General features: G+C 62.1%; 17 protein-coding genes. 6 read left to right on the forward strand and 11 right to left on the reverse strand.

The genetic code is table 11. From position 1 onward, the window contains the following. Positions 1 to 63: 63 nt before the first annotated feature. The 3 genes from zipA to M5B97_RS09460 all read right to left on the reverse strand — a co-directional run bounded on the left by zipA (position 64) and on the right by M5B97_RS09460 (position 5,357). Positions 64 to 930, reverse strand: coding sequence for a cell division protein ZipA (zipA, locus tag M5B97_RS09450; protein WP_123715446.1), 867 nt, complete (start codon positions 928 to 930; stop codon positions 64 to 66). 276 nt (positions 931 to 1,206) lie between these two features. Beyond that, positions 1,207 to 4,695 carry a chromosome segregation protein SMC gene (gene smc / locus M5B97_RS09455; protein ID WP_248731341.1) on the reverse strand — a complete coding sequence of 1,163 codons (3,489 nt, stop codon included), beginning with the start codon at positions 4,693 to 4,695 and terminating at the stop codon, positions 1,207 to 1,209. A gap of 2 nt (positions 4,696 to 4,697) precedes the next feature. After that, positions 4,698 to 5,357, reverse strand: coding sequence for a GntR family transcriptional regulator (locus M5B97_RS09460; RefSeq protein WP_123715444.1), 660 nt, complete (start codon positions 5,355 to 5,357; stop codon positions 4,698 to 4,700). Positions 5,358 to 5,636: 279 nt separating this feature from the next. Here M5B97_RS09460 and xdhA point away from each other — a divergent pair, with 279 nt between their 5' ends. The 4 genes from xdhA to guaD are packed head-to-tail and all read left to right on the forward strand — an operon-like array spanning position 5,637 to position 11,671. Next, positions 5,637 to 7,085, forward strand: a complete 1,449-nt coding sequence (gene xdhA / locus M5B97_RS09465) for a xanthine dehydrogenase small subunit (RefSeq protein WP_248731342.1) — start codon at positions 5,637 to 5,639, stop codon at positions 7,083 to 7,085. Next, positions 7,078 to 9,480, forward strand: coding sequence for a xanthine dehydrogenase molybdopterin binding subunit (gene xdhB, locus M5B97_RS09470; RefSeq protein WP_248731343.1), 2,403 nt, complete (start codon positions 7,078 to 7,080; stop codon positions 9,478 to 9,480). The genes xdhA and xdhB overlap by 8 nt, the downstream gene beginning before the upstream one ends. Before the next feature lie 21 nt (positions 9,481 to 9,501). Further along, positions 9,502 to 10,359 (forward strand): xanthine dehydrogenase accessory protein XdhC, encoded by an 858-nt coding sequence (gene xdhC, locus M5B97_RS09475; protein ID WP_248731344.1) that lies wholly within the window; start codon positions 9,502 to 9,504, stop codon positions 10,357 to 10,359. Positions 10,360 to 10,366: 7 nt separating this feature from the next. Then, complete coding sequence (guaD, locus tag M5B97_RS09480; protein WP_123715597.1) at positions 10,367 to 11,671, forward strand: guanine deaminase; 1,305 nt, start codon at positions 10,367 to 10,369, stop codon at positions 11,669 to 11,671. A 113-nt stretch (positions 11,672 to 11,784) separates the two neighbouring features. Here guaD and M5B97_RS09485 read toward each other — a convergent pair whose 3' ends face one another. Continuing rightward, positions 11,785 to 12,549, reverse strand: a complete 765-nt coding sequence (locus tag M5B97_RS09485) for a GntR family transcriptional regulator (protein WP_016973197.1) — start codon at positions 12,547 to 12,549, stop codon at positions 11,785 to 11,787. Positions 12,550 to 12,765: 216 nt separating this feature from the next. Between M5B97_RS09485 and M5B97_RS09490 the strand changes: the two genes are divergently transcribed. Next, on the forward strand, positions 12,766 to 13,959 hold the full coding sequence (locus tag M5B97_RS09490) for a benzoate/H(+) symporter BenE family transporter (protein WP_248731345.1): 1,194 nt from the start codon (positions 12,766 to 12,768) through the stop codon (positions 13,957 to 13,959). Between the two features lie 51 nt (positions 13,960 to 14,010). On the opposite strand, the gene M5B97_RS09495 is transcribed toward M5B97_RS09490, so the two are convergent. The 3 genes from M5B97_RS09495 to gabT form a co-directional block, all read right to left on the reverse strand. Continuing rightward, the gene (locus M5B97_RS09495; protein ID WP_003230384.1) at positions 14,011 to 14,499 is read right to left on the reverse strand and encodes an Lrp/AsnC family transcriptional regulator; all 489 of its coding nucleotides are present in this window, start codon (positions 14,497 to 14,499) and stop codon (positions 14,011 to 14,013) included. 45 nt (positions 14,500 to 14,544) lie between these two features. Next, complete coding sequence (locus M5B97_RS09500; RefSeq protein ID WP_248731346.1) at positions 14,545 to 15,192, reverse strand: 2-haloalkanoic acid dehalogenase; 648 nt, start codon at positions 15,190 to 15,192, stop codon at positions 14,545 to 14,547. A gap of 93 nt (positions 15,193 to 15,285) precedes the next feature. Further along, positions 15,286 to 16,578 (reverse strand): 4-aminobutyrate--2-oxoglutarate transaminase, encoded by a 1,293-nt coding sequence (gabT, locus tag M5B97_RS09505; protein WP_123715438.1) that lies wholly within the window; start codon positions 16,576 to 16,578, stop codon positions 15,286 to 15,288. 192 nt (positions 16,579 to 16,770) lie between these two features. Here gabT and M5B97_RS09510 point away from each other — a divergent pair, with 192 nt between their 5' ends. Next, positions 16,771 to 17,697, forward strand: a complete 927-nt coding sequence (locus M5B97_RS09510; protein WP_134656987.1) for a glyoxylate/hydroxypyruvate reductase A — start codon at positions 16,771 to 16,773, stop codon at positions 17,695 to 17,697. Between the two features lie 74 nt (positions 17,698 to 17,771). On the opposite strand, the gene M5B97_RS09515 is transcribed toward M5B97_RS09510, so the two are convergent. The 4 genes from M5B97_RS09515 to M5B97_RS09530 all read right to left on the reverse strand — a co-directional run bounded on the left by M5B97_RS09515 (position 17,772) and on the right by M5B97_RS09530 (position 23,491). Beyond that, positions 17,772 to 18,857, reverse strand: a complete 1,086-nt coding sequence (locus M5B97_RS09515; protein WP_248731347.1) for a tartrate dehydrogenase — start codon at positions 18,855 to 18,857, stop codon at positions 17,772 to 17,774. Between the two features lie 10 nt (positions 18,858 to 18,867). Further along, positions 18,868 to 20,331, reverse strand: coding sequence for an NAD-dependent succinate-semialdehyde dehydrogenase (locus M5B97_RS09520; RefSeq protein ID WP_248731348.1), 1,464 nt, complete (start codon positions 20,329 to 20,331; stop codon positions 18,868 to 18,870). Between the two features lie 117 nt (positions 20,332 to 20,448). Then, complete coding sequence (gene argE, locus M5B97_RS09525; protein WP_134656990.1) at positions 20,449 to 21,606, reverse strand: acetylornithine deacetylase; 1,158 nt, start codon at positions 21,604 to 21,606, stop codon at positions 20,449 to 20,451. Between the two features lie 43 nt (positions 21,607 to 21,649). Continuing rightward, entirely contained in the window at positions 21,650 to 23,491 is a 1,842-nt protein-coding gene (locus tag M5B97_RS09530) for an ABC transporter ATP-binding protein (RefSeq protein ID WP_123715433.1), read from the reverse strand.

Raw genomic sequence — 23,491 nt, forward strand, 5'->3', positions numbered from 1 at the left:
AGCAGCCGAAGCTGCTCAATATGTTAGTGCACGGATTCTACAGACAACGTTTGAGATCGAACCTCAGCGTTTCTGTGTCAGCGCGCGACGCTCGAACTCGACGATGCGCTGACGATAGTGCTCGATGGTCTGGGCAGTCAGGACGCTGCGCTGATCATCCTTGAGCTCGCCGTTGAGTTCCTGGGACAGCTTGCGCGCTGCAGCCACCATCACGTCGAATGCCTGTTTCGGGTGACGCGGGCCTGGCAGGCCGAGGAAGAAGCTCACCGCCGGGGTGCTGAACAGGTCGATATCGTCCAGATCAAACGTGCCGGGCTTGACCGCATTGGCCATGGAGAACAGCACTTCGCCATTACCGGCCATGCTTTCGTGACGGTGGAAAATATCCATCTCGCCGAAACGCAGGCCGCTTTCCAGGATGTTCTGCAACAGTGCCGGGCCTTTGAAGCCGGCAGCGTCGCGGCAGATCACGCTGATCACCAATACTTCTTCGGCGGCCGGCTGATCGTTCACCGACTGGCGCGGCGCATTGCTTTTGGCCGGAGTCTCATCAGGAAAATCATCATCGCGGCTACTGAAGCTCGGGCCTTCATCGACATCGAGGTTCAGGTCGCCCTGATGCGGCTCGGCAACCGTTGCGGTGTTGCGCTTGCCGCGCTTGGAAGACGGTTCGCGGGCTTCACGCAGCGGCGCACTCATGGACGGCAGGTCGTGCTCGTCCAACTGCGGCTCTTTGTGAGTATCCAGTACACGGGGCGGCCCCAACAGCTCGGCGTTGCCGTCGTCGTCGGGCAAGTTGGACAGGTTGCGGTCCAAGCGGAACTTGAGCTTGCCCTTGCCACCGCGCATGCGGCGCCAGCCATCAAAAAGAATACCGGCAATGACAATAATGCCGATGACGATCAGCCACTCGCGCAGACCGATTTCCATGTAATCCCGTGCCTCTAATAAAAAATGCTGAAAAATAAGGGGCTTAGCAACGTGCAAACCGCTTTAAAACGTGGCGCCAACTCTATGTTCTGACTGACGTTTTGCCCACGCATACGAAAAATTGACATTAAATTAGCACAGTTGGCAGAAAGTGTGTCGGATTGGTCGCTTTCGATACACAGGACGATCTTTTATCTCAGCGCCAACTGTGAGCTATAAGCTGCAAGCTGCAAGCTCAAGCCAACTCACTTGCAGCTTATAACTTGCAGCTTGCCGCTAGGCGTCCACCATCTTCATCGCTTCTTCCACATCCACGGCCACCAGACGAGAACACCCCGGCTCGTGCATCGTCACCCCCATCAATTGATCCGCCATTTCCATGGCGATCTTGTTGTGGGTGATATAGATGAACTGCACAGTCTGGGACATCTCTTTAACCAGCCGAGCGTAGCGTCCAACGTTTGCGTCATCCAGCGGCGCATCCACTTCATCAAGCATGCAGAACGGCGCCGGGTTCAATTTGAAGATGGCAAATACCAGGGCCAATGCCGTCAGTGCCTTTTCGCCACCGGACAACAAATGGATGGTGCTGTTCTTCTTGCCCGGAGGCCGCGCCATGATCGTTACCCCTGTATCGAGTAGATCTTCGCCCGTCAGTTCCAAGTAAGCGCTGCCACCACCGAAAACTTTCGGGAATAAGGCCTGTAAACCGCCATTAATCTGATCAAAGGTATCTTTGAAGCGATTACGCGTTTCCTTGTCGATCTTGCGGATCACGTTTTCCAGCGTGTCCAGGGCCTCTACCAGATCGGCGTCCTGGGCATCCAGGTAACGTTTACGTTCGGACTGCTGCTGATACTCATCGATGGCCGCGAGGTTGATCGCGCCGAGCCTTTGAATACGTGCGGCAATGCGCTCAAGTTCTTCTTCGGCGTCTTTCTCGTTGGCCTGGGCGTCCAGGGTATTGAGCACACCGTGCAGGTCGTAGCCGTCTTCCAGCAGTTGATCCTGCAGGGCCTTGCGGCGCACGGTCAGGGCCTGCCATTCCATGCGCTGCTGTTCGAGCTGGCTGCGGATCAGCTGGGACTGCTGCTCGGCCTGGGTCCGGCGCTTTTCCGCATCGCGCAGTTCGCGGTCGGCGTCTTCCAGGGCGATCTGCGCGGTCTTGAGCTCTTCGTCGACGCTCATGCGCTTGTCGAGCAACTCTTCGAGCTTGAGCCGCAACTCTTCCAGCGGGGCTTCGCCCTCCTCCAGGTTGAGGCTCAGTTGCTCGCGCTTTTCGGTGAGGCGTTCGGATTGCATCTCCAGGCGCTCAAGGGCCTGGCGCGTGGCATCGTACTGAGTGCGCAAAGAGCCGAGACGCACCGCCAATTGATGCGCGTGATCCTTGTGCTGACGCGCTTCCTGACGCACGCGGTCGAGGCGTTCGCGCAGGCTGTCGCGCTGGGCCAGCAGCAGTTCACGCTGCTCGGTGTCCTGCGCCATGCTGTCGAGCGCCTCCTGCAATTGCAGGCGCGCTTCGCCGATCTGCTCGTGCTCGAGGGCGCGCTGCTCGCCCATCTCGGCCACTTCCTCGTCAAGGCGGGTGCGGCGCAGGGTCAACTGCTCCACCTTGGCCTTGCTCGCCGACAGCTGGGCTTTTAATTCGCCTTGCTGGCGCGCTTCATCCTGCAACAGCCGGCGCAGATGCTCGCGGCCGGTCTCCTGCTGGCGCTGGGTGGCACGCAGGGTTTGCAGTTCGGTTTCCAGGCTTTCCAGGGTGGCTTCGCGCTCTTCACGCTCGGCGATCAGGTTGACGATCTCCTGGCCACGGGCCAGGACGCCACTTTCCGCTTCACTCGCGCGGCGCACCCGCAGGAAGTGGCGACCGACCCAGTAGCCATCGCGGCTGATCAGGCTCTCACTGGCCGTCAATTGACCACGCAGGGCGAGAGCCTGCTCCAGGGAGTCCACGGGCTTGACCTGGCCCAGCCAGGGCGACAGGTCAATCGCCGCCTCGACCTTGTCCAGCAAACTGCCCGGTACCCGAGTGCCATCGGTTGCCGGGCTGAGCAAACGTAAATCGCCCTGGGTGAAACCGGCCAGGTCGAACCCGCCAAAATCATCTACCAGCACGGCTTGGAGGTCGGCGCCAAGCACGGTTTCGACCGCCAGCTCCCAACCCGCCTCCACCTTCAAGCCTTCAGCCAGGCGCGGGCGTTCGGCCAAATGCTGGTCGCGCAGCCACTCGGCAGTGCCGGTACCCGGATCCAACGCGGCTTGCTGCAAGGCTTCAAGGGATGCCAGGCGACCGTTGAGCCGCTGCAAATCGCCCTGTGCCTGCTGCTGGGCCTGGGTGGCCTGTTGCAGTTGCTGGCGCAGTTGCTCCAGGCGCTCGACCTGCTGTTCTTCGCTGGCCTCCAGCTCTTCCAGGGTCATTTCACTTTCAGCCAACTGCTCGCTGAGCTCCATGATCGCCGCGTCTTCCGGGTCGGCGGCGAGCAACGCGCGCTCTTCCAGCAGCCGGCGCTGGCGCTCGGCCAGGCGTTCCATGCTGGTTTCCAGCTGCTGGATGCGTGACTGCTGCACCTCGGCCTGGCGGCGCGGCTCGGCGGACTTCAGGTTGAACACATCCCACTGTTCCTGCCAGCCGTGCATGGTGGTTTCGGACTCTTCCAGGGCCGCGGCGGCTTCTTCCGCGGCAGCGCTGGTGACTTCCTGCTCGGGGGTGAGCATGTCCAACTCTTCGCCGAGGGTCAGCAGCAAGGTGCGGTCATGGCCCAGGTGCGATTCGGTCTCCAGGCGCGCCCGTTCGGCTTCCTTCAGATCGTCCTGCAATTGCCGCAGACGCTGCTGGCCATGCTGGATGCTCTGCTCCACGCGGGCGATATCACCGCCAACCGAATAAAATCGGCCCTGCACCAGATTGAAGCGTTCGGACAAGTCATGGTGCCCGTCACGCAGGCGTTCGATGCTCGCGTCGGCGTTACGCTGCTCGGCCACCAAGGCTTCGAAGCTGATCTCCTGGGTGCTGATGATTGCTTCGCGCTGGCCGACCTGGTCATTCAACGCCTGCCAGCGCAGGGCAGAGAGTTGCGCCTTGAGCTGGCGCTCCTCGCCCTTGTATTCCTGATACTTCTCGGCGGCCTGGGCCTGGCGGTGCAGGCGCTCCAACTGGCGCTCCAGCTCTTCGCGCAGGTCGGTGAGGCGGGCGAGGTTTTCGTGGGTGCGGCGGATACGGTTTTCGGTCTCGCGGCGGCGCTCCTTGTACTTGGAGATGCCGGCCGCTTCCTCGATAAAGTTACGCAGGTCTTCAGGCTTGGCTTCGATCAGCTTGGAGATCATGCCCTGCTCGATGATCGAGTAGCTGCGCGGGCCCAGGCCTGTGCCGAGGAAGATATCGGTGATGTCGCGGCGTCGGCATTTGGTGCCGTTGAGGAAGTAGCTGTTCTGGCTGTCGCGGGTCACTTTGCGGCGGATGGAGATTTCCGCGTAGGCCGCGTACTCGCCGACCAGGGTGCCGTCGGAGTTGTCGAACACCAGCTCGATGCTGGCCTGGCTCACCGGCTTGCGGCTGGTGGAGCCGTTGAAGATGACGTCGGTCATCGACTCGCCGCGCAGGTTCTTCGCGGAGCTCTCGCCCATCACCCAGCGTACGGCGTCGATGATGTTCGACTTGCCGCAACCATTGGGGCCGACCACCGCCGCCATATTACTGGGGAAGTTTACCGTGGTCGGGTCGACGAAGGATTTGAACCCCGCCAACTTGATGCACTTGAGCCGCACGCTTAGATGTCCGCCAACGCAGCGATAACCAGCGAGCTGCTGCGCTGGCAGTAGGCCGACAGCACCAGGCGAATCTGCACCAGGTCACGGGCCAGCACGGCGGCGAGCAGTTGTTCGAACAGCTCCAGGTATTCGCTCATGGATGCCTGGCGCTGATCCAGGGCGAGGTAATAGGCACGGTTCATCGCCGGTTGCAGGTTTTCGACGGTTTCCTGCAGGTACGGATTGTTCGCAAAGGGGTATGCCGCGCGCATCACATTGAAGCTTTCTTCGACGAAGGCGCGGATGTCGCCACGCTCATAACTGCCCTTCAAGCGTTGCTGGATCTGCAGGAACGGCGCCATGTCGGCCTGGGTCTGCCAGCCTTCGGCAACCGCATTGCCGAGCAGGATGTACATTTCGCCCATCAACGTGCACAGGCTCTGCACCTTGTGCGCGGTGAGCTCGGTGACGTGTGCGCCACGGCGCGGCAGGATCGCGATGAGATGACGGCGCTCGAGGATCAGCAAGGCTTCGCGCACGGAACCACGGCTGACATTGAGCGCCAGCGTGACCTTCTGTTCCTGGATCCGCTCTCCAGGCTTGAGATCGCCGCGAATGATACGTTCGGCGAGGTGATGAGCAATTTGCTCGGCGAGACTGTCCGGCGCCTTGAACGTCATGTTTTCCCTTCAGAATCTTCTGTCAATACAAGCGCGGCAGTGTAGCGCATTGGCCCGCTGATGGCGCTACGTCAACCGTGGCGAATTGGCATGAAACACGCAAGTCCCAACGCCCAGACGCCCCGAAAAACACTGGCCTCAGGAGACTGGGCCATAATTGAAAGTGTTGTGACCGAAGTTTCTTGACCCTTAGGTCAGAAAACCATTGACCGAAAAGTCAGACATGACTAGATTCGGCGCAAAGCGGTTAACAACAATAATGAGTCTGCGAGGCCTTCCGTGATCCAGTTTTTACTCAACCAGGAACTCCGTAGCGAGCACGCCCTGGACCCCAACCTGACCGTGCTCAACTATTTGCGTGAGCACGTGGGCAAACCCGGAACCAAGGAAGGCTGCGCCAGCGGCGACTGCGGTGCCTGCACCGTGGTGGTCGGCGAGTTGCACAACGATGCGCAAGGCGTGGAGCACATTCGTTATCGCAGCCTCAACGCGTGCCTGACCTTTGTTTCGTCGCTGCACGGCAAGCAACTGATCAGCGTGGAAGACCTCAAGCACCAGGGCCAACTGCACAGCGTGCAACAGGCGATGGTCGAGTGCCACGGTTCGCAATGCGGCTTTTGCACCCCTGGCTTTGTGATGTCGTTGTTCGCGCTGCAAAAAAACAGCGAGGCGCCCGACAGCCAGAAAGCCCATGAAGCCCTGGCCGGCAACCTCTGCCGTTGCACCGGCTACCGCCCGATCCTGGCGGCCGCCGAGCAGGCTTGCTGCAACAAACCCCTGGATCAGTTCGACAGGCGCCAGGCCGAGACCATCGCCCGCCTCAAAGCCATCGCGCCGACGCAAACCGCTGAACTCAAAAGCGGCGACAAACGCTGCCTGGTGCCACTGACGGTGGCCGACCTGGCCGACCTCTACGACGCTTATCCGCAAGCCCGCCTGCTGGCCGGCGGTACCGACCTGGCACTGGAAGTCACCCAGTTCCACCGCACTCTGCCGGTGATGATCTATGTCGGCAATATTGAAGAAATGAAGCGCATCGAGTCGTTCGACGACCGCCTGGAAATCGGCGCGGCCACCGCGCTGTCCGATTGCTATACCGCCCTGCACCACGAGTACCCGGACTTCGGCGAGCTGCTGCAGCGCTTCGCCTCGTTGCAGATCCGCAACCAGGGCACCCTGGGCGGCAATATCGGCAACGCCTCGCCGATCGGCGATTCGCCACCGCTGCTGATCGCATTGGGTGCGCAGATCGTGCTGTGCAAGGGTGAGACCCGTCGCACCCTGGCGCTGGAAGATTACTTCATCGATTATCGCGTCACTGCCCGCCAGGACAGCGAATTCATCGAGAAAATCATCGTGCCCAAGGGCCACACGCTGTTCCGTGCCTACAAGGTGTCCAAGCGCCTGGACGATGACATTTCCGCCGTGTGCGCCGCCTTCAATCTACAGATCGACAATGGTGTGATCAGCCAGGCCCGCGTGGCATTCGGTGGCATGGCCGCCACGCCCAAGCGCGCGAAACACTGCGAAACCGTGTTGGTCGGTGCCACCTGGAATGCCGCCACCGTGGAAAAAGCCTGCGCCGCCCTGGCCGAGGATTTCACGCCGCTGTCGGACTTCCGCGCCAGCAAGGAATACCGCCTGCTCAGCGCGCAGAACCTGTTGCGCAAATACTTCATCGAACTGCAAACGCCGCACATCGAGACTCGGGTGACCGCTTATGTCTAACCATCACGCCGTCGTTAAAACCCAGGCCGAACTCGCCGAGCTGTTTGCCCAGGACCTCACCAGCGGGGTCGGCCGCAGCGTCAAGCATGACAGCGCCGCCAAACACGTCAGCGGCGAAGCGCAGTACATCGATGACCGCCTGGAATTCCCCAACCAGTTGCATCTGTACGCGCGCATGTCCGATCGCGCCCACGCCAGAATCCTCAGCATCGACACCACCCCCTGCTACGCCTTCGACGGTGTGCGCATCGTCATCACTCATGAAGACGTTCCGGGCCTCAAAGACATTGGCCCGTTGATGCCCGGCGACCCGCTGCTGGCTATCGATACGGTGCAGTTCGTAGGCCAGGTCGTCCTGGCCGTCGCCGCCCGCGATCTGGAGACCGCCCGTAAGGCGGCGATGGCGGCGGTGATCGAATACGAAGACCTGGAACCGGTGCTGGATGTGGTCGAGGCATTTCGCAAAAAGCACTTCGTGCTGGACAGCCACACCCATCAACGGGGTGATTCGGCAGGCGCACTGGCCACCGCGAAACACCGTATCCAGGGCACGTTGCATATTGGCGGCCAGGAACACTTCTACCTGGAAACCCAGATCTCGTCGGTCATGCCCACCGAAGATGGCGGCATGATCGTCTACTGCTCCACGCAAAACCCCACCGAAGTGCAAAAGCTGGTGGCTGAAGTACTGGACGTGTCGATGAACAAAATCGTCGTCGATATGCGCCGCATGGGCGGTGGTTTCGGCGGCAAGGAAACCCAGGCCGCCAGCCCGGCGTGCCTGTGCGCGGTGGTGGCGCGCCTCACCGGCCAGCCGACCAAGATGCGTCTGCCGCGCGTGGAAGACATGCTGATGACCGGCAAGCGCCACCCCTTCTACATCGAATACGACGTGGGCTTCGACGACAGCGGCCGCCTGCACGGGATCAACCTGGAACTGGCAGGAAACTGCGGTTGCTCGCCAGACCTGTCCAACTCGATTGTCGATCGCGCCATGTTCCATGCCGACAACTCGTATTACCTGGGCGACGCTACGGTCAACGGCCACCGCTGCAAGACCAACACCGCCTCGAACACGGCCTATCGCGGCTTCGGCGGCCCCCAAGGCATGGTCGCCATCGAGGAAGTGATGGACGCCATCGCCCGCCACCTGGCGCTGGACCCGCTGGCCGTGCGCAAGGCCAATTACTACGGCAAGACCGAACGCAACGTCACCCACTACTACCAGACCGTCGAGCACAACATGCTCGAAGAAATGACCGCCGAGCTTGAGGCCAGCAGCCAGTATGCCGAACGCCGCGAAGCAATCCGGCTGTACAACGCCCACAGCCCGATCCTGAAAAAAGGCTTGGCGCTGACGCCGGTAAAATTCGGCATTTCATTCACCGCCAGCTTTCTCAACCAGGCCGGTGCGCTGATCCACATCTACACCGACGGCAGTATCCATCTGAACCACGGCGGCACCGAGATGGGCCAGGGCTTGAACACCAAGGTCGCGCAGGTGGTGGCCGAGGTGTTTCAGGTGGAAATCGACCGTGTGCAGATCACCGCCACCAACACCGACAAGGTGCCCAACACCTCGCCGACGGCTGCCTCCAGCGGTGCCGACCTGAACGGTAAGGCCGCGCAGAACGCTGCCGAAATCATCAAGCAGCGCCTGGTGGAATTTGCCGCGCGCAAATACGACGTGAGCGAAGCGGACGTGGCCTTCCACAACGGCCATGTGCGGGTGCGCGATCAGATCCTGACCTTTGAGGCGCTGATCCAGCAGGCTTACTTTGCCCAGGTGTCGTTGTCGAGCACCGGGTTCTACAAGACCCCGAAAATCTTCTACGACCGCAGCCAGGCGCGCGGCCGGCCGTTCTATTACTACGCTTTCGGCGCGGCCTGCTGTGAGGTGATCGTCGACACCCTGACCGGCGAATACAAGATGCTGCGCACCGACATCCTTCACGACGTCGGTGCCTCGCTGAACCCGGCCATCGACATCGGCCAGGTGGAAGGCGGCTTTATCCAGGGCATGGGCTGGCTGACCATGGAAGAGTTGGTATGGAACAACAAGGGCAAGCTGATGACCAACGGCCCGGCGAGCTACAAGATCCCGGCGGTGGCTGACATGCCCCTGAACCTGCGGGTGAAGTTGGTGGAAAACCGCAAGAACCCAGAGGACACGGTGTTCCACTCCAAGGCTGTGGGTGAGCCGCCGTTCATGCTGGGGATTGCCTCATGGTGTGCGATCAAGGATGCGGTGGCGAGCCTGGGCGACTATCGCCATCAACCCAGGATCGACGCACCGGCAACACCGGAGCGGGTGCTGTGGGGGTGTGAGCAGATGCGGCAGGTGCAAACCACCCCACCCCCTGTAGGAGCTGGCTTGCCAGCGCTGACGGCCTGACAGACACCACAAGAGGTGACTATGAACAACTGGATCAGCGCCCTCGCCGATCTGCAGAACCAGGGCGAACCCTGCATACTGGTGACCATCATCGAAGAGCTCGGCTCCACGCCGCGCAATGCCGGCTCGAAGATGGTGATCAGCGCCGCGCAGACGTTCGACACCATCGGCGGCGGGCACCTGGAATACAAAGCGATGCAGATCGCCCGCGACATGCTCGTGCGCGGCCAACAGAACACCCATCTGGAACGCTTCAGCCTCGGCGCCAGCCTGGGCCAATGCTGCGGCGGCGTGACGGTGCTGCTGTTCGAACCCATGGGCCAGGTGCAGGCGCAGATCGCGGTGTTCGGTGCCGGCCACGTGGGACGCGCGTTGGTGCCGTTGCTGGCGAGCCTGCCGTGCCGGGTGCGTTGGATCGATTCCCGTGACCAGGAGTTTCCGGACCACATCCCCCAGGGTGTGCGTAAAATCGTCAGCGAGGAGCCGGTGGACGAAATTGCCGACCTGCCGGTGGGCAGTTACTGCATCGTCATGACCCATAACCATGCGCTGGACCTGGAGCTGACCGCCGCCCTGCTCAAGCGCAATGACTTCGCCTATTTCGGCCTGATCGGTTCGAAGACCAAACGGGTCAAGTTCGAACACCGCCTGCGTGACCGCGGCTTCGACGCCACGCAACTGCAACGTATGCGCTGCCCCATGGGCCTCACCGAGGTGAAGGGCAAGCTGCCGATGGAGATCGCCATCTCCATCGCCGGCGAAATCATCGCCACCTATAACGCCAATTTCGGCCAGCGCAGCGCGAGCGCCGAACCCATTGCCAAGCTGCTGCCGGCGTCACGTCGCAGCCAAGCTTCGACTTCTTTTGCCAAGAATTGAGATGATCATGCCTTTGACCCGCAAAGCCTACCGTGCCGCCCTCCTGCACAGCATCGCCGACCCCGCTGAAGTGGGTATAGAAGCCTCCTATGAGTATTTCGAAGACGGCCTGCTGGTCATCGAAAATGGCAGGATCAGTGCGGTCGGCCATGCCGGCGACCTGCTGCCGACCCTGCCCGCCGATATCGAAGTCACCCATTACCAGGATGCACTGATTACCCCGGGCCTGATCGACACCCACATCCACCTGCCGCAAACCGGCATGGTCGGCGCCTATGGCGAGCAGTTGCTCGACTGGCTCAATACCTACACCTTCCCCTGTGAAAGCCAGTTTGCCGACAAGGCGCACGCCGAGGAGGTCGCCGACATTTTCATCAAGGAACTGCTGCGCAACGGCACCACCACCGCGCTGGTGTTCGGCAGCGTGCACCCACAGTCGGTGAATGCATTCTTTGAAGCGGCCGAGAAACTCGACCTGCGCATGATCGCCGGCAAGGTGATGATGGACCGCAACGCACCGGACTACCTGACCGACACCGCCGAATCCGGCTACCAGGAAAGCAAGGCGTTGATCGAACGCTGGCACGGCAAGGGCCGCCTGCACTATGCCGTCACGCCGCGCTTCGCCCCCACCAGCACACCGGAACAATTGGCGCTGGCCGGTCAACTGCTGGGCGAGTACCCGGATCTGTACATGCAGACTCACATCAGCGAGAACAAGCAGGAAGTCGAGTGGGTGAAAGCGCTGTTCCCGGAGCGCGATGGCTACCTGGACGTGTACGACCACTACAAGCTGCTGGGGGAACGCTCGGTGTTTGCCCATGGCGTGCATCTGTGTGACGAGGAATGCGCGCGGTTGGCCGAGACCGGTTCGGCGGTAGCGTTCTGCCCGACGTCGAACTTCTTCCTCGGCAGTGGTTTGTTCAACCTGCCGATGGCCGAGAAACACAAGTTGAATGTGGGCCTCGGCACGGATGTGGGCGGCGGCACCAGCTTCTCACTGCTGCAAACGTTGAACGAAGCGTACAAGGTCATGCAGCTCCAGGGCGCGCGGTTGAGCCCGTTCAAATCGCTGTACCTGGCGACCCTGGGTGGCGCGCGGGCGCTGCGCCTGGAAGACAAGATCGGCACCTTGCAGCCGGGCACCGATGCGGACTTCCTGGTATTGGATTACAACGCCACACCACTGTTGAGCTATCGCCTGAAACAGGCGAACAACATTGCCGAGACGTTGTTTGTGCTGATGACGCTGGGGGATGATCGGACGGTGCTGCAGACGTATGCGGCCGGCCAGTTAGTGCATCAACGCTGATTTCAGCTACAGGCAAAAAGGGGGCGCGCTCCCGATTGCGGTAGATCAGTCAATGGAACCGATGACTGACAGACTGTAATCGGGAGCACGCCCCCTTGCACATTCGATTAGGTTTACAGCTTTATGGAGGAACGCCCCGGCTTCTTGGTCTGCAACAAATGCGAGAACACCGCATGCAGGTCATCCGACGCGCTCTCTTCATCGAGGTTGAGCTTGCTGTCGATATGATCCATGTGGTGCATCATCAAATTCACCGCCAGCGTCGCGTCCCGAGCCTCGATCGCGTCGATCAACTGGGTGTGTTCATCGTAGGAACAGTGCGAACGGTTGCCGCTTTCGTACTGGGCGATGATCAATGAGGTCTGGGACACCAGGCTGCGCTGGAAGCTGATCAGCGGTGCGTTCTTCGCCGCTTCGGCCAGCTTCAAGTGGAATTCACCGGAGAGGCGGATGCCCGCACCGCGGTCGCCACGGGAGAAACTGTCGCGCTCGTCATTGACCATCTGGCGCAATTCGGCCAACTGTTCGGCGGTGGCATGCTGCACCGCCAATTCGGTGATCGCGCGCTCCACCAGACGCCGGGCCAGGAACACCTGACGGGCTTCTTCCACACTCGGGCTGGCCACCACCGCACCGCGATTGGGCCGCAGCAACACCACGCCTTCATGGGCCAGGCGCGAGAGCGCACGGCGAATGATGGTGCGGCTGACGCCGAAGATCTCGCCCAGTGCCTCTTCACTCAATTTGGTTCCGGGCGCCAGGCGTTGTTCGAGGATCGCCTCGAAGATATGCGCGTAGACGATATCGTCCTGGGTTCCGCTGCGACCGGCCTTGCCGGCTCGCGGTTGTTTCTTGAGAGGTTGCAACTGTTCGTTCATGGGCACTCGGGTTTGGAGAACGGCGGCGAATTAACGGGTAATACGGCAACAACGGGTCGCTGGCAAGTATCACCTAAAAACAGCGCACATTGTACACAACCCAATACGCCAACACACTGTACGGCTGTTTGTGGTATCGGCTGTATTGCAATGACTCGCTGCGTTTGAGTTTAGGCTTGAATCAGCAACTTCTCAGGTAAAAGGAACACCTCCCCCATGACCGACGTCACCCACGTGCCCTTGCGCCCGCTGGCCGACACATCCGCATCGGCCGTCGTCGCCGGCTTTATCGCCATGATGACCGGCTATACCAGCTCCCTGGTGCTGATGTTCCAGGCCGGACAAGCCGCCGGTTTGACCAGCGCACAGATTTCTTCGTGGATCTGGGCGATTTCCATCGGCATGGCGGTGTGCAGCATCGGCCTGTCCCTGCGCTATCGCACGCCGATCACTATCGCCTGGTCCACACCCGGCGCGGCGCTGTTGATTACCAGCCTGGGCGGCGTGAGTTACGGCGAGGCCATCGGCGCGTACATCACATGTGCGGTGCTGGTCACAATCTGCGGGCTGACCGGCAGCTTCGAAAAGCTCGTCAAACGCATCCCGGCATCATTGGCAGCGGCATTGCTGGCGGGGATCCTGTTCAAGATCGGCAGCGAGATCTTCGTCGCTGCACAACATCGCACCGGGCTGGTGCTGGGGATGTTTTTCACCTACCTGATCATCAAGCGCCTGTCGCCGCGCTATGCGGTGCTGGCTGCGTTGATCATCGGCACGTTGCTGTCGGGGCTGATGGGCCTGCTGGACTTCAGCGGCTTTCATCTGGAGGTGGCAACGCCGGTGTGGACCACGCCGCACTTCTCGCTGGCGGCAACCATCAGCATCGGCATCCCGCTGTTCGTGGTGGCGATGACCTCGCAAAATATGCCCGGCGTCGCCGTGTTGCGGGCCGACGGGTACAACGTGCCCGCCTCTCCGCTGATCACCGCCACCGGCCTGGCCTCGCTGGTGCTGGCTCCTTTCGGTTCCCACGGCATCAACCTGGCGGCGATCAGCGCGGCAATCTGCACCGGCCCCCACGCCCATGAAGACCGCACCAAGCGCTATACCGCCGCGGTCTGGTGCGGAGTGTTCTATGGGATAGCGGGCGTATTCGGTGCCACGTTGGCGGCGTTGTTTGCGGCCTTGCCCAAGGAGCTGGTGCTGTCGATTGCAGCCTTGGCGCTGTTTGGCTCGATTATCAACGGCCTGAGTATCGCCATGAATGAGCCGAAGGAACGGGAAGCGGCGCTGATCACTTTTATGGTCACCGCGTCAGGCCTGACCTTGTTTTCCATCGGTTCGGCGTTCTGGGGGATTGTGGCGGGGATATTGACGCTGCTGATTCTGAACACGCGTACACGCGCTTAAGCGGGCATGGACGGCCTCGAGAACGCCGGCCATGTCTTGGGCAGGACGGTCTCAGTGACGCAAAAGCTTGCGTAACGGCACACCGTCCTTCAACACCGGTGACTTGATCACGATATAGCTGAAGTACTTGGAGATGCCGATGTTTTTGTCCAGCAAGCCTTCCACCACCTCCTGATAGTGCTGGATGCTACGGGTCATGAAGCGCACCAGGTAATCGTAGCCGCCACTGATCAAGTGGCATTCGAGCACCTCATCGACCAGGCGGATGTTGGACTCGAATTTGGCGAAGTCTTCACGCTTGTGGTCGCTGAGGGTGATTTCGGTGAACACCGTGACCGAATCTGTGATCTTGGCCAGGTTCAGATGTGCCTTGTAGCTGGAGATATACCCGGCCGACTCCAGCCGCTTGACCCGTTGCAGGCAAGGGCTTGCAGACAACCCTACGGCGTCGGCCAGGCTGACGTTGGTCATCCGGCCGTCCTTTTGCAATTCAACCAGAATACTGATGTCGATCCGGTCCAGCTTGACGAGCCCTTCCATTGCATACCTCTTGACTGCCGTTTGTAAGACAATCTTCTAGCAAAATCAGCGCCGTAAACACAACTGATGCTGAGCCACCAAGTCAGCCATGCTGTTGATGCAATAGTCGGCCGCGCACGGCACGGGCTGTCGAGCCGACTGGCGACCGATCAGGCAGCGGTCGAGCGACACGTCGGGGCCGACCGATGGCCGGGTCACATGCAACACAGGCTGGACCTGCGCGCCGTGCCGGTCAAGCCATTGCCGGGCATCGACCAGTGAGATGAAATCGTCCGCTTCTATGCCGAGGCGCTCGCACAACAGACCACGGTCTTCGAAATCGCGGTCGCCACACACCAGCAGGCGATAGAACTTGCGCAAGTACAGCATCGCCCCCGGGGCATCTTCGAACAGCGACCAGTTGCCTGCCGAGCGTGCAAAGCTCATCCCCTCCTCCCAACTGGCCGGCAGCCCCCAGCGCTCGGCAAGTTGGCGATGGGCGAAACACAAGATGCCGCTGAAGCCGAGCTCGGCAAAGCGCGGGTACAGGCCCTCGATCACCGCATGGAATTCGGCCAGTACCTGCTCCCGGGGCAGCGACTTCCCGCCTCGACTGTCGAGCAACGGCTGCAATGCCGCCAGCACGCCCGAGTCGCGATCCACCAGTACTCCATCACAATCGATCAGCAACGCTCGGTAATCTGTGAGTCCCATGCGGGTCAAGCCTCTAATGATGCAGTGTGATCGCCCGTGCGCCAAAACGGTTCACGGGCAGTGCCGCCAACAGGTCCCGAGGCGGGCACGGGCTCAGTTCAAGACCCGTGCCAAGGCCGCATCGAGAATCTGCACGGCTTCGTCGACCTGCGCCTCGGTCGCCACCAGCGGTGCCAGGAACCGCAGCACATTGCGGTGCACGCCGCACTTGATCACCAATAAACCACCGGCGCGGGCTTCATCGATCACCCGTTGATTAAGGTCGGCATCCGGGGTGCGCGCCGAATCATCCTTGATCAGCTCGATGGCCAACATAAAGCCGGTTCCCCGGACATCGCCGATGCGCGGGTAGCGCGCCTGCAGACCCAGCAGGCCATGGCGCAGGCGCTCGCCGAGCACTTGGCTGCGCGCCAGTAATTGCTCCTGCTCGAATGCGCTGATCACCGCCAGCGCCGCCGCGCACGCTAGGGCGTTGCCGCCGTAGGTGCCGCCCAGGCCACCGGGCAGCGGCGCATCCATGATGTGCGCTTTGCCCACCACGCCGGACAACGGCAAACCGCCGGCCAGGCTTTTGGCCACGGTCACCAGGTCGGGCTGGATCCCGGCGTGCTGGAAACCAAACCAGGTACCGGTGCGCCCGAAGCCGGTCTGGATCTCATCGAGGATCAGCACAATGCCGTGCTTGTCGGCCAACGCACGCAGTGCCTGGAGAAACTCGGCCGGCGCCGCGAGGAAGCCGCCGTCGCCCTGCACCGGCTCGATGATGATCGCCGCAACGCGCTCCGGGGCAACCTGGGTGGCCAGCAATTCATCCAGGGCCTTGAGCGCCAGCTCGCTGGTCACGCCGCGATAAGCGTTTGGATAAGGCGTATGGAAGACCTCCGGCGCAAACGGCCCGAAGTTCTGTTTGTACGGCTGGCTCATGCCGGTCAGCGTGGTCCCCAACAACGTACGGCCATGGAAACCGCCGCGAAAGGCGATGACCGCCGAGCGATTGGTGTGAGCGCGCGCGATCTTCACCGCATTTTCCACCGCCTCGGCGCCCGAGGTGAAGAACGCGGCCTTGTAGGCTTCCTGCCCACCGACCAGTTCGCACAGGCGCTGGGCCAGGTCGAGATAGGGCTGGTACGCCACCACCTGGAAGCAGGCGTGGGAGACTTTCTGCAACTGCGCCTGCACAGCCGCCACCACCTGTGGGTGGTTATGGCCGATGTTCAACACGCCGATACCGCCGACGAAGTCGAGATAGCGCTTGCCATCCACGTCCCACAACTCGGCGCCCTGGGCGCGATCGATCACCAATGGGTGCGCGGTGATCAGGCCACGCGGTACGAATTGATCGCGCTGACGGAGCAAATGTGGGGTTTCGTCGACTCTGCTGTTCATGGCATTTCCCATTGTGAGACTGGCAACCTGAGACAGTTGCGATGCCATTCAGAGTACGACCTGCCGGAAACGAACTGCACCGAAGTTACCCCGTGAGAAATTCGGATCAACTGTTTTTCCCCTGTGTTTCAACAGATCCTGCGCCGCGCTTGGAGGATGATGAGGACTACTTTCAACCCTGCGGAGAGACCCATGGCCCTGCTCTACAAATCCGACCCGGTACGCGGCCAGCGCTGGCAGGCACTGTTCGCCGAGCATGCGCCGGACATCGAATGGCGCGCCTGGCCCGACATCGGCAACCCCGCCGAGATCGAATACCTGGCCGCCTGGCTGGCACCGGACGATCTTGAGCAACTGCTGCCCAATCTGAAAGTGCTGTTTGCCGTGTCGGCCGGGGTCGACCAGCTCGACCTCGCGCGTTTGCCCGCGGACGTGCCCGTGGTGCGCCTGCTCGACCCGGGCATCACCCGCGGTATGTGCGAATACGCCAGTTGGGCCGTGCTCAGCCTGCACCGCGATATGCTGCGCTACCGCCAGCAGCAGGTGGCGCGCAACTGGCAGGCGCACCTGTTGCAACCGGCGGCGAACCGCCGTGTCGGCGTGATGGGCCTGGGCGCCCAGGCCCAGCAGATCCTCGCTACGCTGGCGCCGCTGGGGTTTGCCTTGTCGGGTTGGGCGCGCAGCCCTCATCAATTGCCGGGCGTGGACTGCTTTGCGGGCGAGGCGCAACTGCCGGCGTTCCTCAGCCAGTGCGATATCCTGCTGTGCGTGCTGCCGCTGACCGAGCAGACCCAGGGCATTCTCAATCATCGCCTGTTCGCTCAACTGCCAAGGGGAGCGGCGTTGGTCAACATGGGCCGCGGTGGGCACCTGGTGGAGGAGGACTTACTGCAAGCCCTGGCCAGCGGGCAACTCAGCGGCGCCGTGCTGGATGTACTGCAAGAGGAACCGGCGCCGGCGGACCACCCGTTCTGGGACCATCCACAGATCCTGCTCACGCCGCATATTGCCGCGATGACCCAACCGGACAGCGCATTTGCGGTGTTGCTGGAGAATATCCGGCGGCATCAGCGTGGCGAGCAGATGGTGGGCGAGGTAGATCGGGACAAGGGTTATTAAGCGGCAGATTCACTGATTGAGCCGCTGTCCGTTACCAGGGTAACGGACCGCGGCCCCCGCCTGCATCGGGCGCGTCAGCGCACGAGCCTTTCGGTAATCGCCGCTCCCACGTCTTGCGTCGACGCCTTGCCGCCCAGATCCGGCGTGATCGGCCCCTCGGCAATCACCGCTTCGATCGCCTGCAGGATTGCGTCATGGGCCGCGCGATAACGTGCATCGCCATTACCGAGGAAATCCAGCATCAAGGCGCCCGACCAAATCATCGCAATCGGGTTGGCAATGTTCTGCCCATAGATATCCGGCGCCGAGCCATGCACCGGCTCGAACAACGAGGGAAAGCGGCGTTCGGGATCGAGGTTGGCCGACGGGGCAATGCCGATGGTGCCCGCACACGCCGGCCCCAGGTCAGACAAAATGTCGCCGAACAGGTTGGACGCCACGACCACGTCGAAGCGATCCGGCTGCAGCACGAACCGCGCGCACAAGATGTCGATATGCTGCTTGTCCCACGTCACCTCTGGGTAGTCAGCCGCCATCAGCGCAGTGCGTTCATCCCAGTAAGGCATGCTGATGGAAATGCCATTGGACTTGGTCGCCGCCGTGAGTTTTTTACGCGGACGGCTCTGGGCCAGGTCGAAGGCGAACTTGAGGATGCGGTCGACGCCGCGCCGGGTGAATACCGACTCCTGCAACACGAATTCATGTTCGGTGCCTTCGAACATCTTGCCACCCACCGAAGAGTATTCGCCCTCGGTGTTTTCCCGGATGACCACGAAATCGATATCACCCGGCTTGCGCCCGGCCAGTGGGCATGGCACGCCAGGAAACAGCCGTACCGGGCGGATATTCACGTACTGGTCGAAGTCGCGGCGGAACTTGAGCAGCGACCCCCACAGCGAAATGTGATCCGCGACCTTGTCCGGCCAGCCCACGGCCCCGAAGTAAATGGCGTCGAAGTCCTTGAGCTGCTCGAACCAGTCGTCAGGCATCATCTGCCCGTGTTGCAGGTAGTAATCGCAGTGGGCCCAGTCGAACACTTCGATGCTCAGGTTCAGGTCCCAGACCTTGGCGGCCTGCTCCAATACCCGCAGCCCTTCGGGCAACACTTCCTTGCCAATGCCATCGCCGGCAATGGCGGCGATTCTGAATGCCTTGCTCATTGATCATGCCTCACTCGTTCAATCCGCCAATGTGGAAAGCCTTGACTTCAAGGTACTCGTCCAGCCCGTACTTGCTGCCCTCGCGCCCCAGCCCCGATTGTTTGATGCCGCCAAACGGCGCGACTTCCATTGAGATAATTCCGGTATTGAGCCCCACCATGCCGAACTCGAGGGCCTCACCAAAGCGCCACGAGCGCGCCAGGTTCTGGGTGAAATAATAGGCCCCCAAACCGTAGGGAGTGGCGTTGGCCAGGGCGAGCGCCTCGGCTTCGTCGGTAAAGCGCATCAGCGGCGCCACCGGGCCGAACGTTTCTTCGTTGGCCAGCAACATCCCGGCGTGAGCGTCGCCCAGCACCGTGGGCTGCACGAACGGGCTGTCGTCGGAAGGGATTGCGCCGCATAACAACGTAGCGCCCTGGCTCAAGGCATCCTCGATATGCCGCGTCACCTTGGCGACTGCCGCCGGGTTGATCAACGGGCCGATACTCACGCCCTCGTCCAGGCCGTTGCCGACCTTGAGTTTGTCCACCTCTTGCACCAGGCGTGCGGCGAAGCGCGCGTAAATGCCGTCCTGCACCAGGATGCGATTGGCGCACACACACGTTTGCCCGGCATTACGGAACTTGCTGAGCATGACCCCCGCCACGGCCTGCTCGAGGTCGGCATCGTCAAACACCACAAACGGCGCATTCCCGCCCAGCTCCAGGCTCAACCGTTTGATGTGCTCGGCGCTCTGGCGCATCAGCAGGCGGCCGACAGCCGTGGAACCGGTAAAGGAAATCTTGCGCACCGTCGGGTTGCCGGTCAGCTCAGTGCCGATACCGGCAGGCAGCCCAGTGATGACGTTGAACACGCCGGCCGGAATGCCGACGCGCTCGGCCAGCACCGCCAGGGCCAGGGCCGACAACGGGGTAAGGTCCGATGGCTTGACGATGATCGGGCAGCCGGCAGCCAGCGCCGGCGCGCACTTACGGGTGATCATCGCGTTGGGGAAATTCCACGGAGTGATGGCGGCACACACGCCCACCGGTTGCTTGAGGGTCAGCAAACGCCGGTCGCCGCTGGGTGCCGGCATGGTTTCACCGTAGACCCGGCGGGCCTCTTCTGCGAACCATTTGACGAAACCGGCGCCATAGCGGATCTCGCCCTTGGCTTCATTGAGCGGCTTGCCCTGCTCGAGGGTCATGATCAGCGCCAGGTCGTCGAGGTTATCCAGCATGGCCTGGTACCAGCGCTCCAGCAACGCCGCGCGTTCGGCTGCCGGGCGCGCACGCCAGGCGGGCCAGGCCCGTTCGGCGGCTTCAATGGCGCGACGGGTGTCGACCGCATCCATGGCCGGCACCCGGGCGAGCACCTGGCCGCTGGCGGGGTCGAGGATGTCCAGAGTGGCGCCGCTGTCGGCGGCGACCCATTGGCCATCGACATAGGCGAGTTCAGTGAGGAGGCTGGGGTCTTGCAGGCGAGTAGTGAGCATGGTCGAGTCCTGATCCGAGACACGCTCCAGTCTAGGGAGGGGCCACGGATAAGGATGCCGAAAGCGTCGCGTGGGCAGCGTGGCCTGCTGAAATTACGCCCAGGACGGCAGGCTCTGCTAGGCCTTCAACGAGTCGAGCAGGCCGTGCAGGAAAACCTCGCCGGCGTCCATCTGGCTGATCTCGATAAACTCATCGGGCTTGTGCGCCTGCTCGATCGAGCCCGGCCCGCACACCACCACCGGTACATCCAGGCGCTGCTTGAACAGCCCGCCTTCAGTGCCGAAAGAAACCTTGGCAGTGCCCGTGCCCGGCGCGGCGAACTGTTTGAGAAAGCGCACCGCTTCAACACTGGGATGGGTATCAAGGCCCGGGTAGACGTTGATGGTTTCGATCTCGATAGCCGCCACGCTCGACAGCTTTTTCGCCTCGTGCACGATCACTTCGGCGCGCTCGCGCAGTTGTCCCAGGAAGTGCTCAAGGTCATCGGCCGGCAAGTTACGCACCTCGAAATCCAGGGTGCACAGGTTGGGCACGATATTCAGCGCCTTGCCACCGACAATCTGCCCGACATGCACGGTGCTGTAGGGCACGTCGTAATCGCTGTCCTGGGCACCGTGGCGCTGCAACTGCTGCTGGCTCTCACGCAGCGCGGCGATAAAGTCGCAGGCCACGTGAATTGCGTTCACCGAGCGTGGCGCCAGCGACGAGTGCGCCTCCAGGCCACGGCAATACGTACGGTAGGAACCCTTGCCTTTGTGGCCCAACACAAATTGCATGTTGGTGGGCTCGCCGACTACGCACAAAAACGGACGCACCGGTGCCAAATGCAGCACATCGAGCAGGCGCCGCACGCCGACACAGCCGATTTCTTCGTCATGGGACAGGGCCAGTTGCAATGGACGGCTCAACGTGTGATCGGCCGCATCGAGCATCGCGTCAATGGCCAGGGCAATAAAGCCCTTCATGTCGCAACTGCCACGCCCATAGATGCGCCCGTCCTGTACGGTCGCGGCGAAGGCGGGAAAGGTCCAGGCCTGCCCCGCCGCCGGTACCACGTCGGTGTGCCCGGAGAGCAGCACGCCAGGCTGGCCCTTGGGGCCGGTGCTGGCGAACAGGTTGGCCTTGCGGCCGCTCGGATCCTTGACGATCAGCGACTCGATGCCTCGGGTCAGCAGCAGGTCGCGCACATAGTCGATCAGGGCCATGTTCGACTCCGATGAAACGGTGTCGAACGCCATCAGTTTTTTCAGGATATCCAGTACGCGAGGTTTCATGAGGCCCGGCTCCGTTGCAAGGCAAAAACAGCAAGGCGCCGGCTCATGCGCAGGCTCCCGAGGTCTCGGCCACGAGGCCGTGCTGGGTCTTGCGCAGTTGGGCAGCGTCATGGTGGCAGAGAACTTCACTGCCATTATCCAAGACGCGACGAGGGGGGGCGACGCGGTTGCACAGACCGTCGACGCGCACCGGGCAGCGATTGAGGAAGGTGCACAGCCCCGGCACACCGGCCCGTTCGCCCATGGCCGGCAGCGTATCGCAGGCCGTGCCGCAGCTTTCCAGCCAGCCCTGGCGCAGGTCGGGCACCGAGTGGATCAACAGGTCGGTGTACGGATGGAACGGCGGCTCGGCAAACGATTCGCGGCGGCCGGCCTGCACCTTGTAACCGCTGTACATCACCACAATGTCATCGCACAGCGCACGCACGGTGGAAATGTCGTGGCTGATAAACAGATAGGACACGCCCAACTGCTGGCGCAGGTCGCGCAGCAGTTCGAGGATCGCCGCGCCCACCACGGTATCGAGGGCCGAGGTGACTTCATCGCAAAGGATCAGGTCCGGTTTGGCCGCCAGCGCCCGGGCCAGGTTGACCCGTTGTTTTTGCCCACCGGACAATGCGCCGGGGCGCCGCTCGGCCATGTCCCGTGGCAGGCGCACCAGGTCCAGCAGTTCGCCGATGCGTGCCTGCAGCGCCGCACCCTTGAGGCCGAAATACATCTTCAGCGGGCGGCCGAGGATGGTCGCCACGCTGTGCATGGGGTTAAGCGCGGTGTCGGCATTCTGGAACACCATCTGGATACGCCGAAATTGCTCCGGGGTGCGCTCGGACAGACTGCCGCCCAAGGGTTGCCCGTCGAACGTCAGGCCGCCCAGGGCCGGCGGCAGCAAGCCGGCGACCACCCGGGCCAGGGTCGACTTACCCGAGCCGGATTCGCCGATCACGCCGATGGCCTGCCCCCGGCGTACGGTGAGCTCGATGTCTTCCAGCACCCGGATCGACGGCATGCCCTGGGGCGTTTTATTGCCGTAGCCGGCGGTGAGTCCGCTGATGGTGAGCAACGGTACGTCTGCGGCAATGCCGCAAGGCGGCCGGATATTGCTGTCGGGGCGCGCAGCCGCCAACAGGCTGCGGGTATAGGCATGGGCCGGGGCCTTGAGCAAGGCTGTGGTCGCGCTCTGTTCGACGATCTGCCCGCCGTTAAGCACCACGATCTGGTCGGCCATCTGCGCTACCACCGCGAGGTCGTGAGACACATACACCGCCGTGGCGCCACGCTCGCGCACCACACGCTTGAAGGCGCGCAACACGTCGATCTGGGTGGTCACGTCCAACGCGGTGGTCGGCTCGTCCAGTACGACCAGCAAGGGGTCGCTGATCAGCGCCATCGCCGCCATCACCCGCTGCAGTTGCCCGCCGGAGACCTGGTGCGGGTAGCGTTGCCCGATGCGCTCGGGGTTTGGCAGGGCCAGGTCACGGAACAACTCGATGGCCTTGGCTTGAAGACCGGCGCGAGTGCCCAGGCCATGGATCAAGGCGCCCTCGACCACTTGGTCGATGAGCCTTTTCGCCGGGTTGAACGCAGCCGCCGCGCTTTGCGCGATATACGACACACGGTTGCCGCGCAGGCCCTGCAGCTGTTTTTCGCCGAGGGCCAGCATGTCGTGTTCACCCACCTGCACCACGCCACCGGACAGGCGACAGCCGCTGCGGGCATACCCCAGCAACGCCAGGGCGATGGTGGTTTTGCCCGAGCCGGACTCGCCTATCAGCGCAAGTACCTCGCCTTTTTCCAGGGCGAAGCTCACGCCCTTGACGATCTCGACCTCGCCGCGCTCGCCGGAGGCGACCACGCGCAAGTCTTCGACGCGAATCAACTCGCTCAT

Origin of the sequence: Pseudomonas sp. MWU13-2517 (assembly GCF_023242545.1) — a bacterium.
Lineage (GTDB): Bacteria > Pseudomonadota > Gammaproteobacteria > Pseudomonadales > Pseudomonadaceae > Aquipseudomonas.

Bases quoted from the DNA above. Each gene is read 5' to 3' on its own strand.
- zipA (WP_123715446.1), bottom strand. From the start codon at position 930: ATGGAAATCGGTCTGCGCGAGTGGCTGATCGTCATCGGCATTATTGTC.
- M5B97_RS09460 (WP_123715444.1), bottom strand. From the start codon at position 5,357: ATGACGTTCAAGGCGCCGGACAGTCTCGCCGAGCAAATTGCTCATCAC.
- xdhB (WP_248731343.1), top strand. From the start codon at position 7,078: ATGTCTAACCATCACGCCGTCGTTAAAACCCAGGCCGAACTCGCCGAG.
- xdhC (WP_248731344.1), top strand. From the start codon at position 9,502: ATGAACAACTGGATCAGCGCCCTCGCCGATCTGCAGAACCAGGGCGAA.
- guaD (WP_123715597.1), top strand. From the start codon at position 10,367: ATGCCTTTGACCCGCAAAGCCTACCGTGCCGCCCTCCTGCACAGCATC.
- M5B97_RS09485 (WP_016973197.1), bottom strand. From the start codon at position 12,549: ATGAACGAACAGTTGCAACCTCTCAAGAAACAACCGCGAGCCGGCAAG.
- M5B97_RS09490 (WP_248731345.1), top strand. From the start codon at position 12,766: ATGACCGACGTCACCCACGTGCCCTTGCGCCCGCTGGCCGACACATCC.
- M5B97_RS09495 (WP_003230384.1), bottom strand. From the start codon at position 14,499: ATGGAAGGGCTCGTCAAGCTGGACCGGATCGACATCAGTATTCTGGTT.
- M5B97_RS09500 (WP_248731346.1), bottom strand. From the start codon at position 15,192: ATGGGACTCACAGATTACCGAGCGTTGCTGATCGATTGTGATGGAGTA.
- gabT (WP_123715438.1), bottom strand. From the start codon at position 16,578: ATGAACAGCAGAGTCGACGAAACCCCACATTTGCTCCGTCAGCGCGAT.
- M5B97_RS09510 (WP_134656987.1), top strand. From the start codon at position 16,771: ATGGCCCTGCTCTACAAATCCGACCCGGTACGCGGCCAGCGCTGGCAG.
- M5B97_RS09515 (WP_248731347.1), bottom strand. From the start codon at position 18,857: ATGAGCAAGGCATTCAGAATCGCCGCCATTGCCGGCGATGGCATTGGC.
- M5B97_RS09520 (WP_248731348.1), bottom strand. From the start codon at position 20,331: ATGCTCACTACTCGCCTGCAAGACCCCAGCCTCCTCACTGAACTCGCC.
- argE (WP_134656990.1), bottom strand. From the start codon at position 21,606: ATGAAACCTCGCGTACTGGATATCCTGAAAAAACTGATGGCGTTCGAC.
- M5B97_RS09530 (WP_123715433.1), bottom strand. From the start codon at position 23,491: ATGAGCGAGTTGATTCGCGTCGAAGACTTGCGCGTGGTCGCCTCCGGC.